Source organism: Streptomyces sp. NPDC002306 (assembly GCF_053593435.1).
In genome coordinates this window covers 157,181-172,848 of record NZ_JBSFCK010000003.1, presented here as the reverse complement: position 1 = coordinate 172,848, position 15,668 = coordinate 157,181, and the positions used below count along the sequence as shown (strand labels likewise).

The following is a 15,668-nucleotide window of genomic DNA, read 5'->3' as shown; positions in this document are numbered from 1 at the left end:
ATATGGATGTATGGGGAAAACCCGCGATGGACTTTAGGTGCATAGCGCGCACCCTGTGACATTCCTGTGACCGTGGGCGGGATGAACTACGCGCGTAGTGTCCTTATTGGTGGCCGAGTGATCACATCTCCGGCTAACGTCCCGGTGTGCGAAAGAAGTTGAGGGTGGCCGCCTACGCTGTCTGCGTCCGGGACGGACAGATCCTGCTCGCCCGCTCACCCGCCCCCGACGGCCCCCCGGAGTGGGTCCTGCCCGGCGGCGGCATGGAGCACGGCGAGGACCCCTACGACACCGTGCGGCGCGAGGTGACGGAGGAGACCGGCTACCGCATCGAGGTGACCGGCCTGCTCGGCATGCACTCCGTGCGCCACACCCTGGGCCGGGGAGGCCTGCGCCGCGCCACCGACCATCACGGCGTACGGATCGTCTACGAGGGCCGGGTGGTCGGCGGCGAACTGCGCAACGAGGTCGGCGGCTCCACGGACCTCGCGGCCTGGCAGCACCTGGACGCCGTGCCCGGCCTGAACCGCATCCCGCTGGTCGACGTGGCCCTGGGACTGTGGCGGGAGCGCCCGGCCGCGGGACGCTTCCCGCAGGCGCGGGAGTAGAGGCGCCTCGCGGTCGCGCGGACGCCTCGGCGGGGCGTGGAAATAGGTGCACTACCCCGGAAAATGAACACGCAGTGACCGTCTCCGGGCCATCCGGCGAGCGGCTCCGGGCGCCCCGGGTGGCCCAAGATCCACGTACGGCGATCGGCGCCGCGCGTTGCGGCCTCGTTCACGCACAGGCCACCCCCAGTGCCAAGCATCCGGTACGAGCGGGCAGTTCGCGCCCAACGGCGGCCCGCGACCACTGCCGACGCGTTCGCACTCGGGGAGACCGCGCCATGTCGCGCACACGCTCTGTCAGCACGTCCACGCCGGGGGTCAACCGGCGCACCGTCCTCGCCGTCACCGCGGCCGCGTCCGTCTCGGCGGGCGTCGGCTACGCCCTGCGGCCCACCGACAGTCAGGCGGCGCCCGCCACACCCGCGCCGCCCGCCACGGACGCCCCGGCCGCCTCGTCCCGTACGGTGGCCTCCGCCCCGCTCGCGCCGTACACCCGGGGCACCACCCTGGCGACCGTCGCCGCCCCGCGTACGCGCTCCGGCTACCGCCGCCTCGGCGACGGACCCGGCTGGAAGCGTGTGGTCCGGGGCGACCTGGCCGCGCCCAAGGCGGGCCGCGCCGACCGCCGTACCGCGCTCGCGGCCTTCGTGCAGCTCACCGACCTGCACCTGATCGACAGCCAGCACCCCCTGCGGCTGGAGTTCTTCCGGTCGGCGGACGTCGCCCGCTGGCGGCCGCACGAGGCGCTGACCGTGCACGGAGCGGTCTCCCTCGTCGAGCGCGTCAACGCGCTGCGCGGCGCCCCCGTCACCGGTTCGCCGCTGCACTTCGCGATGACCACCGGCGACAACACCGACAACAACGCCCGCACCGAGCTGGAGTGGTTCCTGACCGTCATGAGCGGCGGCCGCATCACCCCCGACTCCGGTGACCCGCGGCACTACGAGGGCGTCCAGAACAGCGGTCTCAAGCTGTACTGGCAGCCCGACCACGCGGTGCGCGACGCCGACAAGCAGCGCGGCTTCCCGCACCTGGAGGGCTTCCTCGCCGCCGCGACCCGCGAGCTGCACAGCCCCGGCCTCAACCTGCCCTGGTATTCCACCGTCGGCAACCACGACGCCCTGCCGCTCGGCTGCTACGCGCACGGCGACTCCTATCTCGCCGAGTACGCGGTCGGCGGCAAGAAGCTCATGACCCTGGCCCCGGCCGAGGTGGAGAAGCTGGAGCGGACCATTTCGCAGGCCAAGGACCCTCAGGGGGTGGCCTTCCGCGACCTCCTCAAGGCGCACGCCCGCGACATGCGCTCGGTCACCCCGGACGAGCGCCGCGCCCCCTACACGCCCGCCGACTACCTCAAGGCCCACCTCGACGCGGCCCACACCGGACCGGGGCCGGTCGGGCACGGCTACACCTCCGCGAACCTGCTGGCCGGCACCCAGTACTACAGCTTCCGCATCGCCGACGACGTGCTCGGCATCAGCCTCGACACCACCGACCCCGGGGGCCACTACAACGGCTCGATCGGCACCGCCCAGCTGAAGTGGCTGGAGCGGACCCTGCGCGACAACGAGGACTCCTACGCGATCGTCTTCAGCCATCACACCAGCGGCACGATGTCGAACACCCGGCCCGACCCGGCCCGCCCGCACGAGGCCCGGCACGGCGGTGCGGAGGTCGTCTCCCTGCTCGGCCGCCACCGGGGCGTCCTGGCCTGGGTGAACGGCCACATCCACAAGAACGTCATCACCTCGCACACGTCCGCCGCCGGGCACTCCTTCTGGGAGATCTCCACCGCCTCCCACGTCGACCACCCGCAGCTCGCCCGGGTCGTCGAGCTGGCCGACAACAAGGACGGGACCCTGTCCCTCTTCACCACGCTGATCGAGTCCGCCGCCCCGCACCGCACGGACTTCACCGACCTCTCCCAGACCGGCCTCGCGGCCCTCTACCGAGAGCTGGCCTTCAACACCCCCGGAGCCCGCGCCGACAAGGCCGGCGAGGCCCGCGACCGCAACACCGAACTGCTGCTGAGGAAGGGCTGAGACCACCTGCCCGGGGGCACGGCGACACGTGTTCGAGGCGTGGTTCCGCCGTGCCGGAAAGGTAAGAGCGCGCGGCGAAGGTGTGTAAGTGAGCGGACACGGACACGAAGCGCCGTGTTCACGCGGATGCAATGTCCGTATCGCCTCATATCGGCTAACCCGCACTTCACGGGGATGGCTTGATATGTGTGCAAGGCGGGTGGTCATATGCGTACCGGACGCGGACTGCGGGTCCTGTCGGTCTACGAGGGTTTCTTCTCCGGCGGTGCCCGGATTCTGCACACCGACGTGGTGCTGGGGCTGCGCGAGGGCGGCCAGTACCACCGGGTGCTGAGCATTCACGGGGAGGTGCACCGTGAGGCCACCCGGCAGCGGATGGAGGACGACGCCTGCTACCGGTCGCTGACCGCGGCCGGGGTGACCGTGGGCACCCTCGGCCACCCCGTCGATCCCAGGGACGATTCGGCCGTTTTCAGCGGCCCGCAGCTGGCCGAAACCGCCCGGGCCATGGCGGACGCCGATGTGATCCTGTCGCTCAAGGAGCAGCCCCTCGCCCTGCTCAACCAGGGGGGCCTGCCGCGCCGCCCGGTCGTGGTCTCCCTGCACCGCTCGGACCCCGAGAACCAGGGCCCCGCCCTCGACGAGCTGAAGGCCGCGATCGCCGACGGCACGGTCGCGGCCTGTGTCTGCTGCGCCGAGTCGACCCGGGACGCGTACGAGGCCGCCGGGGTCCCCGGCGAACTGCTGCACGTGATCCCGAACGGGGTGGACCTGCTCCGCTTCCGGCCCGACGCGGCCCGGCGGGTCGCGCTGCGCGCGGAGCTCGGCATCCCGGACACGGCGCCGGTGATCGTCTTCGCCGCCCGGTACGCGGCGATGAAGAACGTGCCCCTGTTCCTGCGGGCCGCCCGCGCCTGGCTGCGCGACCGGCCCGACGGACACGTGCTGATGTGCGGCGCGGGCATGACCGAGGTCAACCCGGAACTCGCGGCGGACCTCGCGGACGCCTTCGGGGACGAGTGCCCCCCGGCCGGACGGATGCACCTGCTGGGCGTACGGCGTGACATGGAGGTCGTGTACGCCGGTGCCGACGTGGTCGCGCTGACCTCCGGCTGGGGCGAGGCGGCCCCGCTGTGCCTGATCGAGGGCATGATGTGCGGCGCCGTGCCGGTGACCACCGACGTCGGCGACAGCGCTGCGATCGTGGCCGGGCTCGGGTTCGTCACCGCGCCGGACCCGGAGGCCGTCGCCGGGGCCTGGCACGACGCGGTCACCGGCCGCCCCGCCCTCACGGCGGCCCTCACCGCCGCTCGCGAGCGGTTCAGCCGTACGCGCATGATCGCGTCGTACGCCGAACTGATCGACCACGTGCACGCGGCGGCGACCCGGTCGTCCCTGCCGGAGACGCTGTAGGGCCGGCGCGGACGGTCAGGGCGCCAGGTCCGCGCGCCGGTCGATCGCCCGGTGACGGGTGTGCGGCACCCGGCCGGCGAACGTCACCTCGCCCTGCCCGACCGGCCGAAACGTTCGTTTCCGCCCGGCGGGCGACGCGATCCTGGTCGGCGGAGGCCGACGGTCGCGGTCGTGGTCGTGGGTCCGGTCGTACGAGGAGGGGCCGCCGGTTCGCTCCCGGCGGCCCCTCCTCTCCCCTCCTGCTGCGCGAGCCCTGTCCTTCACTACCGGGGCAGTACCACGACGTGCGCGGCGGGTTCCCGGTCCCCGGACGCCATCAGGGCCGTACGGACCACCGCCGCCTGCTGTTCCATCGCCTCCCGGAGCTTCTTCGGGGTGACGTAGACCACCGTGATGCCGAGCCGCTCCAGGTGCTCGCGCTTGCGGGCGTACTCGGACCACAGCGCGTCCTCGTCCTGGCGCGGGGCCCGGGTGTCCAGCTCCATCGCCACCGCCTGCTCGGGCCAGTAGGCGTCCAGGCCGCCCAGGTGCGGGCCCCCCGGCAGCCGCAGGTCGACGTTCCACACCGGGTCGGGCAGGCCGTACTCCCGGACCATCCGGTACAGGCGGTCCTCCGCGAACGCGCGGCCCTCGGCCAGCAGCGAGTCCACGGCGTCCACGACGTGCGGGCGGCTCAGCAGCTTCGACTGGGTCAACTCGCGGACGACGACGGCCGGTTCGCAGTGTCCGCCGCGTACCGCCTCGGTCAGCAGCCGGCGGACGGTGTCCGCGTCCGAGAGCTCGGCCACCGCGTCGGCCAGGGCGCGCGGGACGGGCGCCACCGGCAGACCCGTGACCTGCTGCGGGGTCGGCAGAGCGGGGGTGCGCACGATGCGCACGCAGCCGGTCGAACGCAGCCGGCGCAGTCGCGGCACCAGGACGTCGATCCGCTCCAGCGACGGCAGCGGGGGAGCGGAGGTGAAGCCGTGCAGGGTCAGCGCCGCCAGGCCCGTGATCATCGCCTCGGCGTACACCGGGCGGTGCGGCCCGCCGGCGTTCGGCTGGACCGGCACCGCGGGCCGCGACACCTCGCGGGCCGCGTACATCAGCACGCCGTGCAGCCGCTCCTCGCTGGTCGGCGGACCGGGGTGGAGCAGGAACACGTTCGGCAGGAGCTGCTGCCAGGGACCGCCCTCGCGGCACTGCTCGTTGGTCTCCGAGGGGGAGACGCCGTGGGCGCGGAGCTGACCGGCCGTCATGAGCCGGCGGTGCACCCCGGAGGGGTGGTGCACGGGGCGGGGGGAGAGCGGGGGGACCGGGGGGAGTGGGGTGTTGTGGTTCATGACCGGGAGATTCCCTCGTCCGATCCGCCCCTTAACCGCTGTTACACGCTCGTCGACAAATCCGGACAAGACGGAGCTAAAGGACGAGTGTTCGGATGCCGAGTAGGCACGGAAAACCCCTGGTCCGTTCGGGTTGGACCAGGGGTTACGGCTGCTATTGCCTGAATTCCGTAACGGCTACGGAGCGCACAATCCCTGGGGTGGGATCAGCCGGTCGCCGCCGCATCGCACACTTGTCCACGCAACGCCCGTGCCAGGTCGTCCCGCGACTCCAGCACCAGCCGGCGCAGCGCCGGAGCCGCCTCCTCGTGGGCCGACAGCCACGCGTCGGCGGCGTCCAGCGTCGCCTGGGAGTCCTGGAGGGACGGGAACAGACCGCGCACCACGTCCATGCCGATCTGGATCGACCGCTGCGACCACACCCGGTCGATGACGGCGAAGTACTTCTCCGTGTACGGCGCCAGCAGGTCCCGCCGCGAGGGCTGCGCGAAGCCCGCGATCGTCGCCTCGACCAGCGCGTTGGACAGCGCGTCCGACTCGACGACCTGCGCCCACGCCTGCGCCTTGACCGCGGCCGAGGGGCGCGCGGCGAGACAGCGGACCTGGTGGCGCCTGCCGGACGCCGTGTCGTCGCGGGCCAGTTCGGCCGCCAGGGCCGCCTCGTCCGCCGCCCCGTGCGCCGCCAGCGGCTCCAGGAACGCCCAGCGCAGCTCCTGGTCGACCGTCAGTCCGTCGATCTTCGCCGTGCCCTCCAGCAGGCCCAGCAGCAGCTGGAGGTCGGCCGGACCGGAGGCCACCGTCGCGAAGAACCGCGCCCACGCCAGCTGGTGCTCGCTGCCCGGCTCGGCCAGCCGCAGTTCCGTCAGCGCGCCCTCCGCGAGCAGCCGCTCACCCGTCTCCCGCCACTGCGGCGCCACATAGTGGACCAGCGCCGAGCCGGCCCACGTGTGCAGCATCTGGAGCACACCGATGTCCGACTCGCGCCCCGCGAACCGCAGCACCAGGTCGACGAAGTCCCGCGCCGGAAGCAGCGCGTCCCGGGTCAGGTTCCACAGCGCCGACCAGCACAGGGCGCGGGCCAGCGGGTCGGTGATGTCGCCGAGGTGCTCGCGCAGCGCCGCCAGCGAGGTGTCGTCGAAGCGGATCTTGCAGTACGTCAGGTCGTCGTCGTTGACGAGGACCAGCTCCGGAGCCTGCGCGCCGGCCAGCTCCGTGATGACCGTACGCGGACCGTCGACGTCCGCCTCCGCGCGCGCGTACCGCTCCAGGGCGCCGTCCGCGGTGCGCCGGTACAGGCCGATCGCCACCCGGTGCGGGCGCAGCTCGGGGTGGGACTCGGCGGCCTCCTGGAGCACGGCCAGTTCCGCGATCCGGCCCTCGGCGTCCAGCAGCACCTGCGGGGTCAGGGAGTTGACCCCGGCCGTCTGGAGCCAGGACCGGGCCCAGGCGGCCATGTCCCGCCCGCTGGTCTCCGCCAGCACCGACAGCAGGTCGCCCAGTCGGGTGTTGCCGTAGGCGTTGCGCTTGAAGTAGCGCCGGGCGCCCTCCAGGAACGCGTCCTGGCCGACGTAGGCCACCAGCTGCTTCAGGACGCTCGCGCCCTTGGCGTAGGTGATGCCGTCGAAGTTGAGCTTGGCGTCCTGGAGGTCGCGGATGTCCGCGGTGATCGGGTGCGTGGAGGGCAGCTGGTCCGCGCGGTACGCCCAGGCCTTGCGGCGGTTGGCGAAGGTGATCCAGGCGTCGGTGAAGCGGGTCGCGCCGACGTTGGCGAACGTGCCCATGAAGTCGGCGAACGACTCCTTCAGCCACAGGTCGTCCCACCACACCATGGTGACCAGGTCGCCGAACCACATGTGCGCCATCTCGTGCAGGATCACGTTGGCGCGGCTCTCGTACGACGCCTGCGTCACCTTCCCGCGGAAGATGAACTCCTCCCGGAAGGTGACCAGTCCCGGGTTCTCCATCGCGCCGAGGTTGTACTCGGGCACGAACGCCTGGTCGTACTTCCCGAACGGGTACGGGTAGTCGAAGTGGTCGTGGAAGAAGTCCAGGCCCTGCTTGGTGACGAGGAAGACGTCGTCCGCGTCGAAGTAGGGCGCCAGGCCCTTGCGGCACAGGGCGCCGAGGGGGATCTCCAGCGTCGTGCCGTCGGCGAACGTGCGGGAGTACGAGTCCGTCACGTAGTGGTAGGGGCCCGCCGTCACGCACGTGATGTACGTCGAGATCGGCTCGGTCTCGGCGAACCGCCAGACCCCGTCGGTGAGTGTCCCGGCCCCGTTGCTCCACACGACCCACCCCTCCGGCGCCCGCACCTCGAAGCGGAACGGCGCCTTGAGGTCGGGCTGCTCGAAGTTGGCGAACACCCGGCGGGAGTCGGCCGGCTCGTACTGGGTGTACAGGTACACCTCGCCGTCCTCGGGGTCGACGAAGCGGTGCATGCCCTCGCCGGTGCGGGAGTACGCGCACCGCGCGTCCACGACGAGCTCGTTGTCCGCGGCGAGTTCCTCCAGCAGGATCCGCGACCCGTCGAAGACGGCCCCCGGGTCGAGGTCCCTGCCGTTCAGCGAGACGGCCGTCACCTCCGGCGCGATCAGGTCCGCGAAGCTCGACGCGCCCGGCTCGCCGCAGCGGAAGCGGATCGTGGTCACCGAGCGGAAGGTGCGCGGCTCCTCGTCCCCGTCGCCGAGGGCGGACCGCAGGTCGAGGGACACGTCGTACCCGTCGACGGACAGCAGGGCGGCCCGCTCCCGGGCCTCGTCGCGGGTCAGATTCTCACCGGGCACGGGCGGCACTCCCTCTGGACATGTCGGACACGTCGTGGATACGTCGCTGATGCGACGGATTGGATACGTCTCGGATGCGGCGGAACAGGACCGATCCTGCCATGCGCCCCTGACGCCGGGCATCCGGGAATGGGGTGGTGGAGGTCGGTGTTGCGACAGCCAGAGTCCGCATCCTTAGGAGAGCCATGTCCGACACCGCGACCACGCCCGCCAAGACCCCCGTCGACTTCTGGTTCGATCCCCTGTGCCCCTGGGCCTGGATGACGTCCCGGTGGGTGCTGGAGGTGGAGAAGGTCCGCGACATCGAGGTCCGCTGGCACATCATGAGCCTGGCGGTACTGAACGAGAACCGGCTGGACGAACTGCCGGAGGAGTACCGCGAGATGCTCGCCACCCAGGCGTGGAAGCCGGTGCGTGTGGTGACCGCGGCCTGGCAGAAGCACGGCGCCGACGTCCTCGGCCCGCTCTACACCGCCCTCGGCACCCGCATCCACAACAACGAGGAGGGCCCCACCCTGGAGGCCATCGCCGGCGCGCTCGCCGACGTCGGCCTGCCCGCCGACCTGATCGACTACGCGGAGCAGGAGGACTTCGAGTTCGACGCCGAACTGCGCGCCTCCCACAAGGAGGGCATCGAGAAGGTCGGCCAGGACGTCGGCACCCCGGTCATCGCCGTCCCCGGCCCCGACGGCGAGCAGATCGCCTTCTTCGGCCCGGTCGTCACCCCCGCCCCCAAGGGCGAGGAGGCCGCCCGCCTCTGGGACGGCACCCTCGCGGTCGCCTCGGTCCCGGGCTTCTACGAGATCAAGCGCTCCCGCACCCAGGGCCCCGACTTCAGCAACCTCTGAGCGGCCGCGGCCGCCCGGTGGCGGTCACTCCGCCTCGGGCGGGGCGGGCACCCGGAACTCCTCCGGCAGGCTCGCCCCGTCCCGCTTGGCGTACCAGCGCTGGAACCGGAGGCAGCCGACGGCGGTGCAGCGCCAGTAGTCGTGCACGTACGACACCTCGACCACGGATCTGACGGCGTCCTTCTCCTCGTCCGTCAGCGGCCTGAAGTCCTGCATGTCGCCGCAGTTGCGGCAGTCCAGGTACTTGGTGGTCACACGCCCCTCCGTCCCGTCGCCCTGCCTTCGTCACCGGATCTCTCGTATCACCGGGACGGGGGCGCGCGCCATGGCGCGCGAAGACCCCCGCGAGTCACGTCCTCGCGGGGGTCTTCTTCATTCCGCCCGCCTGCGTGAAGGGTGAGAAGACGATCACGAGGCGGGACGACACGCGGCAACTCTTATTGCGAATAAGTTGCAACTACACGCTAGCAACAAAAAGGCCCTCACGGGTGCGCCGTGAGGGCCTTTCGGGCGGGGGAGCCCGGTCAGCCGCGGGCGCGCGCCCGCTGCCGGGCGTAGCCGACGGCCGCGAGGACCAGCGTCATCCCGCCCGTCGAGTACAGCTGCACCCGGGTGCCGGGCTCACGGGCCATCAGGACGAAGACCGTCGTCATGCCGGCCAACGCGATCCAGGTCAGCGCCGGGAACGCCCACATCCGCACGACCAGCCCGCCCGGCGCCTCCCGCTCCAGCCTGCCGCGCAGCCGCAGCTGCGAGACGGCGATGAAGATCCAGACGACCAGGATGACCGCGCCGATCATGTTCAGCAGCCAGGGGAAGACGTCGTCGGGCCGCCAGTAACTGAGCACCACGCAGACGAAACCGAAGACGCAGGAGGTGAGGACGGCGACCCGCGGCACCCCGCCGGACACCTTCGCCAGCGCCCTCGGGCCCTGCCCGCGCGCCACCAGGGAGTACGCGATGCGCGAGGAGCCGTAGACGTTGGCGTTCATCGCGCTCAGCAGCGCCACCAGCACGACCACGTTCATCAGTTGGCCGGCGCCCGGGATGCCGAGACGGTCGAGGGCGGCCACGTACGGGCCCTTGTCCACGATCTCCTTCGCGTCCCAGGGGACGAGGGTGACGATCAGCGCCATCGAGCCGACGTAGAACAGCGCGATGCGCCACATCGCCGTACGGACCGCGCTCGCCACGCCCTTGACCGGGTCCTGTGACTCGGCGGCCGCGATGGTGACCGTCTCCAGGCCGCCGTAGGCGAAGACCGACGCGAGCAGGCCGACGACCAGGCCCTCGCCGCCGTGCGGGAGGAAGTCGGTGAGGTTCGCGGCGCCCGGGGAGTCGGTGCCCGGCAGGACACCGGCCACGGCCAGCACGCCCAGCACCAGGAACAGGCTGATCGCGCCGACCTTCAGGGCCGCGAACCAGAACTCGAACTCGCCGAAGTTCTTCACGGCGGCCAGGTTCGCCCCGCAGAAGACGAGCATGAAGAGGGCCACCCAGGCCCACTCCGGGGTGCCCGGCAGCCAGCCGGTGACGATCTTCGCGGCGCCGATGCCCTCCAGGCCGACGGCCGTGCACAGCAGGACCCAGAAGGCCCAGCCCGCGGTGAACCCGGCCCAGGGGCCGATGGCCCGCTCGGCGTGCGCGGAGAAGGAACCCGAGGACGGGTATGCGGCGGACATCTCGCCGAGCATCCGCATCACCAGCATCACGAGGAGACCGGACACGGCGTAGGCGACGACGATCGACGGCCCGGCCGCGGCGATACCGGCGCCCGAGCCGACGAACAGGCCCGCGCCGATCACGCCGCCGAGGGCGATCATCGACAGGTGGCGCTGCTTGAGGCCGTGGGAGAGGGAGGCGTTCTCCTGCTGCGGAGCTGTCTGCGTGGTGGAGGTGCTGGGCATGGGCGCGGCTCGTCCAGTGCGATAGGCGGGCGAAATCGCCCACAGTCTGGGCAGGCCGTCCGCCCACACGAAGAAGCCGTTCAATATCCGGACAGCTGCTGTACGCAGGGTGAATTCCCGGTTACGACGTGAGGGTGAGCGGAGGCGAGAGGGCTGACGCTCCGCGCTGCCCGCGCGGGCTGGGCAGGCCGGGCAGCGCCGTACGGTGCCCCTCGCCCGGGTTGGCGAAACCCTACAGACGCCGGTCGGACGGCCCCCGTTGCCCATGCCACCCGACCTCAGTGACCGGCGTCACGTCGTACCACGCGTAACCGGCTTCCTTTGTGCGAAGCCCACCAAGCCCCCGATCCCCCCTTTGTCGAACGCTGACGGTGATCACTCCGCGACCGCTGGGATAGCGTCACGATGTCCCTCGCTGCCCTCACCTCGCGGAGTCCCCATGAGCACCGCCGCCACTGCCACCGCCCGGCCCGGACAGGTCCTCGCCGACCTGCTCCCCGCGTCCCGCGTCCGGGACATCGCCCTCGTGCTCGGCGGAGCCGTGCTCACCGGCCTCGCGGCCCAGCTCTCGGTCCCCGTCCCGGGCTCCCCGGTGCCGGTCACCGGCCAGACCTTCGCCGCCCTGCTGGTCGGCGCCTCCCTCGGCGCCGGCCGCGGCTTCCTCGCCCTCGCCCTGTACGCGCTGGCGGGCGTCGCCGGCGTGCCGTGGTTCGCGGAGGGCGCCTCCGGCGGCTCCGCTCCGTCCTTCGGCTACGTCATCGGCATGCTGCTCGCGTCCACCGTCGTGGGTGCCCTGGCCCGACGCGGCGCCGACCGCTCCGTCCTGCGGACGGCGGGCACGATGCTGCTCGGCGAGGCGATCATCTACGCCGTCGGCGTCCCCTACCTGGCCCTCGCCACCGGCATGTCCGCCACCGCCGCGATCGCGGCCGGCCTCACCCCGTTCCTGATCGGCGACGCCCTGAAGGCGGCCCTGGCGATGGGTGCGCTGCCCGCCGCCTGGAAGATCGCCAAGCGCTGAGGCCGGGGCGCCACGGGCGCACGCAGGAAGCTCGCCGGGGGCCGGGGTGCATGGCGCACCCCGGCCCCCGGCCCCGTTTTCCGCGGTCCTGGGTCCGCTCAGCCCTGCCGGGCCCGCGGTGCCCGCTGCGACCACCACAGCCCGGCCGCACCCGCCGCGACCAGTGCCGCGCCGGCCGCGCCGAGCGGCAGGACATCGCGTCCGACGCCGGTCTTGGGCAGCTCGTCGCCGCCCGGCGCCACGGGCTGGTTGTCGGTGCCGAGCAGCAGCGGAGTGGCAGGGGCGTTCGGCGACGGGTTGACCGTGCCGAACGGGACCGGCCCCTGCTGCCAGAAGGTCTTCTTCCCGTCCGTGGTCTGCACGGGCAGGCAGATCTTCCCGGTCTTGCCCAGGTCGTACGTCGCGGACACGTCGTACGACTTCGACTTGCCCGCCGCGAGATTGCCGACGGCGCAACTGAAACCGCTGTTCGAGCCCGGCGGCAGATCCTTTTCCGCGATCGCCGAGCAGCCTTGCACGGCCGTGACCTCAAGGCCGTCGAAGCCGACCACCAAAAGCCTGATGTCGCCGCTGTCCTTGGTCCCTTCGTTCTTCACCGTGGCGGTGATCGCTGTTTTCTTCGAACTGTTGTCGACCGAGATCTTCTCCGGCAGCAGTGTCGTCAGCTTCACGCCCGCCGGTGCCTCGTCAACGGCCTTTCCCCCCTTGCTGCTGCCCGGTCCCTGGTCATCGGCGGTGGCCGTGAACGGAAGGATCATCACGGCCGAGAAAGATGCCGTGACCAGCGATCCCGCGATGGCCGTCATCCGACGAGAACTCATGTTCGTCCCCCTTGCGTCCCCCTGGACTGCGCCTGAATTCGCAGTACTTGAAGAGGTACCACAAGATTTCTCCGCACTATGCTGGTACGGCACCAAGTGTGACCATTATGTGCCAGTGGAGACCTTTCGGACTGCCGGTGAGGGGGGTGCAGCGGATTGCAGGGGAACTCGGGAAACCCGGGGAATGCGGGAAACCTGGGAAACGCGGGGAATTCGGGAAACGCGAGGAGCGGCGGTGTTCCCGGGCTGCTGGTGACGGGGCGTTACCGGCTGGTCGAAAGCATTGGCCAAGGCGGAATGGGACGGGTGTGGCGAGCCGTCGACGAAATGCTCGACCGGCTGGTCGCCGTCAAGGAAATGCGCATCGACGGACTCGACGCGGAGGACACCCGTACCCGTCGTGAACGCACACTGCGTGAGGCCAGGGCGACGGCCCGGATCGACCACCCCCACGTCGTGCGCGTGTACGACGTGGTGGACGAGGGCGAACGCCTTTGGATCGTCATGGAGTTGGTGGCCGGACGCTCCCTGGAGCGGGTCATCGCGGAGGACGGCCCGCTGAGCCCGGGAGAGACCGCGCGCGTCGGCCTCGGCCTGGTCGCGGCGCTGCGGCAGGTGCACGCCGGCGGTGTCCTGCACCGCGACATCAAGCCGGGCAACGTGCTGGTGGAGAGCGGCGGACGACGCGTGGTCCTGACGGACTTCGGTATCGCCGCGATGCAGGACGCGAAGGCGCTCACCATGGTCGGCATGCTGGTCGGCTCGCCCGACTACATGGCTCCCGAGCGCATATCCGGCCGCCGCCAGGGGCCGCCCTCCGACGTGTGGTCCCTGGGCGCGACGCTGTGCGCGGCCCTCGGCGGCCGCTCGCCCTTCTCCCGCGACACGACGCTGGCGACCCTGCACGCGGTCCTCTACGAGGAGCCCGAACTCCCGCGCCTTTCCGGTCCGTTACGGGCCGTCCTGGCCGCGCTCCTGGAGAAGGACCCGTCGGTGCGCCCGTCCCTGGAGGAGGTGGAGTCGGCGCTGCGACCGGTCGCGTTCCCGCCCCGGACACCGACGCTGGCGGTAGGCGGACCGATCACCTCAGGCGATCCCCGGCCCACCCCCGACCCCCCGATCCCGAGCAGTGGACACCCGCCCCCGGGCGGAGCCCCTCTGCCACCGGCGGCCGGGGCCGCCTCATCACCGGCTGATGCGGTCGTCCCGCCGCCGGCGGGTGGGGCCCATCTGCCGACGACCGGCGGGGTCGTCCCGCCACCGGCGGACGCTGGGAGCTACCCGAGGCCGGCACCGGAGCCAGGGCAGCCGACAGCGCCGGGGCCACCTGGAACCGCGCCAGGGCAGGAGGCGGGGCTTGGGACGGAGGCGAGGCCTGGGGCGGCTTCCGGGCATGGGGTGGATTCGGGGTTCGAGGTGGGCTCGGAGTCCGGGGTGGGCTCAGGACCTGGGGCTGACTTGGGGCCTGGGGTGGATTCGGGGCTCAGGGGGGAGTCGGGGCGCGGGACGGGAGCAGGGCCCGGGGCGGAAGCGGAACTTGGGGCGGGAGCGTGGCCCGGGTTGCAGCAAAGGCCCTTGGCGGCAGAGGTATTTGGGGCGGAAGCGGAAGTTGGGGTGGATTCAGGGGCTGGGGCGGATCCACGGCCTGGGGCTGAGCCGCAGCCCGGGGTGGCGCCAGCGCCCGAAGCCGATGCAGAGGCTGGGGGACAGGCAGGGCCGGGCGTAGGTACAGGGCACGGGCCAGCGGCAGTACCTGGCGTGCAGGCAGGGCACGGGGCGAAGGAGGCTCCCGGGCCAGGAGCAGTACCCGGTGCCGGGACAGGGCCGGCCGACAGGAGCGTGCCGGAGCCTGGGATCGGGGTTCGCCCCGTGGCGGGGGCTGAGCCGGAGGCAAGGGCCGAGTCCGTGGCGGTGGCCGAGCCGACGCCGGAAGCGCCGTCCACTTCGGCGTCGCAGCCCGGATCCACCGTCCCTGCCGCGCCGACGTCCGGACCTGGCTCGCCCTTCGAGCCGAGGCCGGGGACCGACTCTTCGCCTGGCTCGGTGCCCGGAGCCGCCGCGGCCTCAAGCCAGGCGTCCGGAGCCGGTCCCGGCCCCGCGCCGGCCTCGGGATCGGGGCATGGGCCAACACCTCGCACCACGCCTGCGCCGGACCAGACACCCGATCGTGGTCCGCAGGACGAGGGTGTCTCCGACCAGACGCCCGAGACCGCCCCGCCTCCCGGTCCGGGGCCCGACAGCGGCTCACTTTCCGGTCCGGGGTCTGGGACCGGTTCGCCCCCCGGTCCGTGGTCGGGGACCGGCCGACGCCCGAGTCCGGCCTCCGAGTCCGGCCCGTTGCCTGGCCGTACGTCCGAGGTCGCCTCACCCCTCAGTCCGGCGTCCGAGGCTGGCTCGTCGCCTGGCCGCGCGTCCGGGACGGGCTCCCCTCCCGGTCCGGGGCCCGATAGCGGCTCAGTTTCCGGTCCGGAGTCTGAGACCGGCTCACCCCCCGGCCCGGCGTCTGGGACCGCCTCGCACCCCGGTCCGGGGTCCGAGGCCGACTTACTGCCTGGCGGAGAGTCTGGGACCGGTTCGCCCCCCGATCCGGGCTCCGGGGCTGGCCCATTGCTCGGCCGAGCGTCTGGGACCAGCACACCGCAGGGTCCGGCGTCCGGTGGCGGCTCGGTTTCTGGTCCGGGGTCCGGGACCGGTTCCCGTCCCGGTCCGAGGTCCGGGGTCGGCTCATTGCCTGGCGGAACGTCCGAGACCAGCACCCCTCAAGGTCCAGTGTCCGGTGGCGGCTCGGTTTCTGGTCCGGGGTCCGGGACCGGTTCCCGTCCCGGTCCGGGGTCCGGGGTCGGCTCATTGCCTGGCGGAACGTCCGAGACCAGCACCCCTCAAGGTCCAGTGTCCGGTGGCGG

Annotated in this window: 10 protein-coding genes and 1 pseudogene; 6 read left to right on the top strand and 5 right to left on the bottom strand. The window is 72.0% G+C overall.

The features are described from left to right. The first annotated feature begins 146 nt into the window (after positions 1-146). The 3 genes from ACWCQK_RS08375 (at position 147) to ACWCQK_RS08365 (ending at position 4,063) form a co-directional block, all read left to right on the top strand. On the top strand, positions 147-608 hold the full coding sequence (locus ACWCQK_RS08375; RefSeq protein WP_451153225.1) for an NUDIX hydrolase: 462 nt from the start codon (positions 147-149) through the stop codon (positions 606-608). Between the two features lie 278 nt (positions 609-886). Next, positions 887-2,650, top strand: a complete 1,764-nt coding sequence (locus ACWCQK_RS08370; protein WP_451153223.1) for a TIGR03767 family metallophosphoesterase — start codon at positions 887-889, stop codon at positions 2,648-2,650. A 207-nt stretch (positions 2,651-2,857) separates the two neighbouring features. Beyond that, positions 2,858-4,063 (top strand): glycosyltransferase, encoded by a 1,206-nt coding sequence (locus ACWCQK_RS08365; RefSeq protein WP_451153221.1) that lies wholly within the window; start codon positions 2,858-2,860, stop codon positions 4,061-4,063. A 263-nt stretch (positions 4,064-4,326) separates the two neighbouring features. On the opposite strand, the gene ACWCQK_RS08360 is transcribed toward ACWCQK_RS08365, so the two are convergent. After that, a complete protein-coding gene (locus ACWCQK_RS08360) occupies positions 4,327-5,385 on the bottom strand; it encodes a hypothetical protein (RefSeq protein WP_451153219.1) in 1,059 nt (352 codons plus the stop codon). A gap of 206 nt (positions 5,386-5,591) precedes the next feature. After that, complete coding sequence (pepN, locus tag ACWCQK_RS08355; protein ID WP_451153217.1) at positions 5,592-8,168, bottom strand: aminopeptidase N; 2,577 nt, start codon at positions 8,166-8,168, stop codon at positions 5,592-5,594. A 185-nt stretch (positions 8,169-8,353) separates the two neighbouring features. On the opposite strand from pepN, the gene ACWCQK_RS08350 reads away from it, so the two are divergent. Further along, positions 8,354-9,016 (top strand): mycothiol-dependent nitroreductase Rv2466c family protein, encoded by a 663-nt coding sequence (locus ACWCQK_RS08350; RefSeq protein WP_451153215.1) that lies wholly within the window; start codon positions 8,354-8,356, stop codon positions 9,014-9,016. Positions 9,017-9,040: 24 nt separating this feature from the next. Here ACWCQK_RS08350 and ACWCQK_RS08345 read toward each other — a convergent pair whose 3' ends face one another. Both ACWCQK_RS08345 and ACWCQK_RS08340 read right to left on the bottom strand, forming a co-directional pair. Beyond that, the gene (locus ACWCQK_RS08345; RefSeq protein WP_451153213.1) at positions 9,041-9,271 is read right to left on the bottom strand and encodes a hypothetical protein; all 231 of its coding nucleotides are present in this window, start codon (positions 9,269-9,271) and stop codon (positions 9,041-9,043) included. A gap of 269 nt (positions 9,272-9,540) precedes the next feature. Further along, the gene (locus ACWCQK_RS08340; protein WP_451153211.1) at positions 9,541-10,923 is read right to left on the bottom strand and encodes an amino acid permease; all 1,383 of its coding nucleotides are present in this window, start codon (positions 10,921-10,923) and stop codon (positions 9,541-9,543) included. A gap of 439 nt (positions 10,924-11,362) precedes the next feature. Between ACWCQK_RS08340 and ACWCQK_RS08335 the strand changes: the two genes are divergently transcribed. Beyond that, a complete protein-coding gene (locus tag ACWCQK_RS08335) occupies positions 11,363-11,944 on the top strand; it encodes a biotin transporter BioY (protein ID WP_451153209.1) in 582 nt (193 codons plus the stop codon). Positions 11,945-12,042: 98 nt separating this feature from the next. Here the strand turns inward: ACWCQK_RS08335 and ACWCQK_RS08330 are convergent, their stop codons facing one another. Continuing rightward, a complete protein-coding gene (locus tag ACWCQK_RS08330) occupies positions 12,043-12,765 on the bottom strand; it encodes a hypothetical protein (protein WP_451153207.1) in 723 nt (240 codons plus the stop codon). A 297-nt stretch (positions 12,766-13,062) separates the two neighbouring features. On the opposite strand from ACWCQK_RS08330, the pseudogene ACWCQK_RS08325 reads away from it, so the two are divergent. After that, positions 13,063-13,816 (top strand): annotated as a pseudogene (locus tag ACWCQK_RS08325) (serine/threonine-protein kinase); the annotation flags it as partial. Positions 13,817-15,668 lie beyond the last annotated feature (1,852 nt).

What these genes read in the sequence shown, in the direction of transcription:
- ACWCQK_RS08350 (WP_451153215.1), top strand. Translation starts at nt 8,354, where the DNA reads ATGTCCGACACCGCGACCACGCCCGCCAAGACCCCCGTCGACTTCTGG.
- ACWCQK_RS08360 (WP_451153219.1), bottom strand. Translation starts at nt 5,385, where the DNA reads ATGAACCACAACACCCCACTCCCCCCGGTCCCCCCGCTCTCCCCCCGC.
- ACWCQK_RS08340 (WP_451153211.1), bottom strand. Translation starts at nt 10,923, where the DNA reads ATGCCCAGCACCTCCACCACGCAGACAGCTCCGCAGCAGGAGAACGCC.
- ACWCQK_RS08370 (WP_451153223.1), top strand. Translation starts at nt 887, where the DNA reads ATGTCGCGCACACGCTCTGTCAGCACGTCCACGCCGGGGGTCAACCGG.
- ACWCQK_RS08335 (WP_451153209.1), top strand. Translation starts at nt 11,363, where the DNA reads ATGAGCACCGCCGCCACTGCCACCGCCCGGCCCGGACAGGTCCTCGCC.
- ACWCQK_RS08330 (WP_451153207.1), bottom strand. Translation starts at nt 12,765, where the DNA reads ATGAGTTCTCGTCGGATGACGGCCATCGCGGGATCGCTGGTCACGGCA.
- ACWCQK_RS08365 (WP_451153221.1), top strand. Translation starts at nt 2,858, where the DNA reads ATGCGTACCGGACGCGGACTGCGGGTCCTGTCGGTCTACGAGGGTTTC.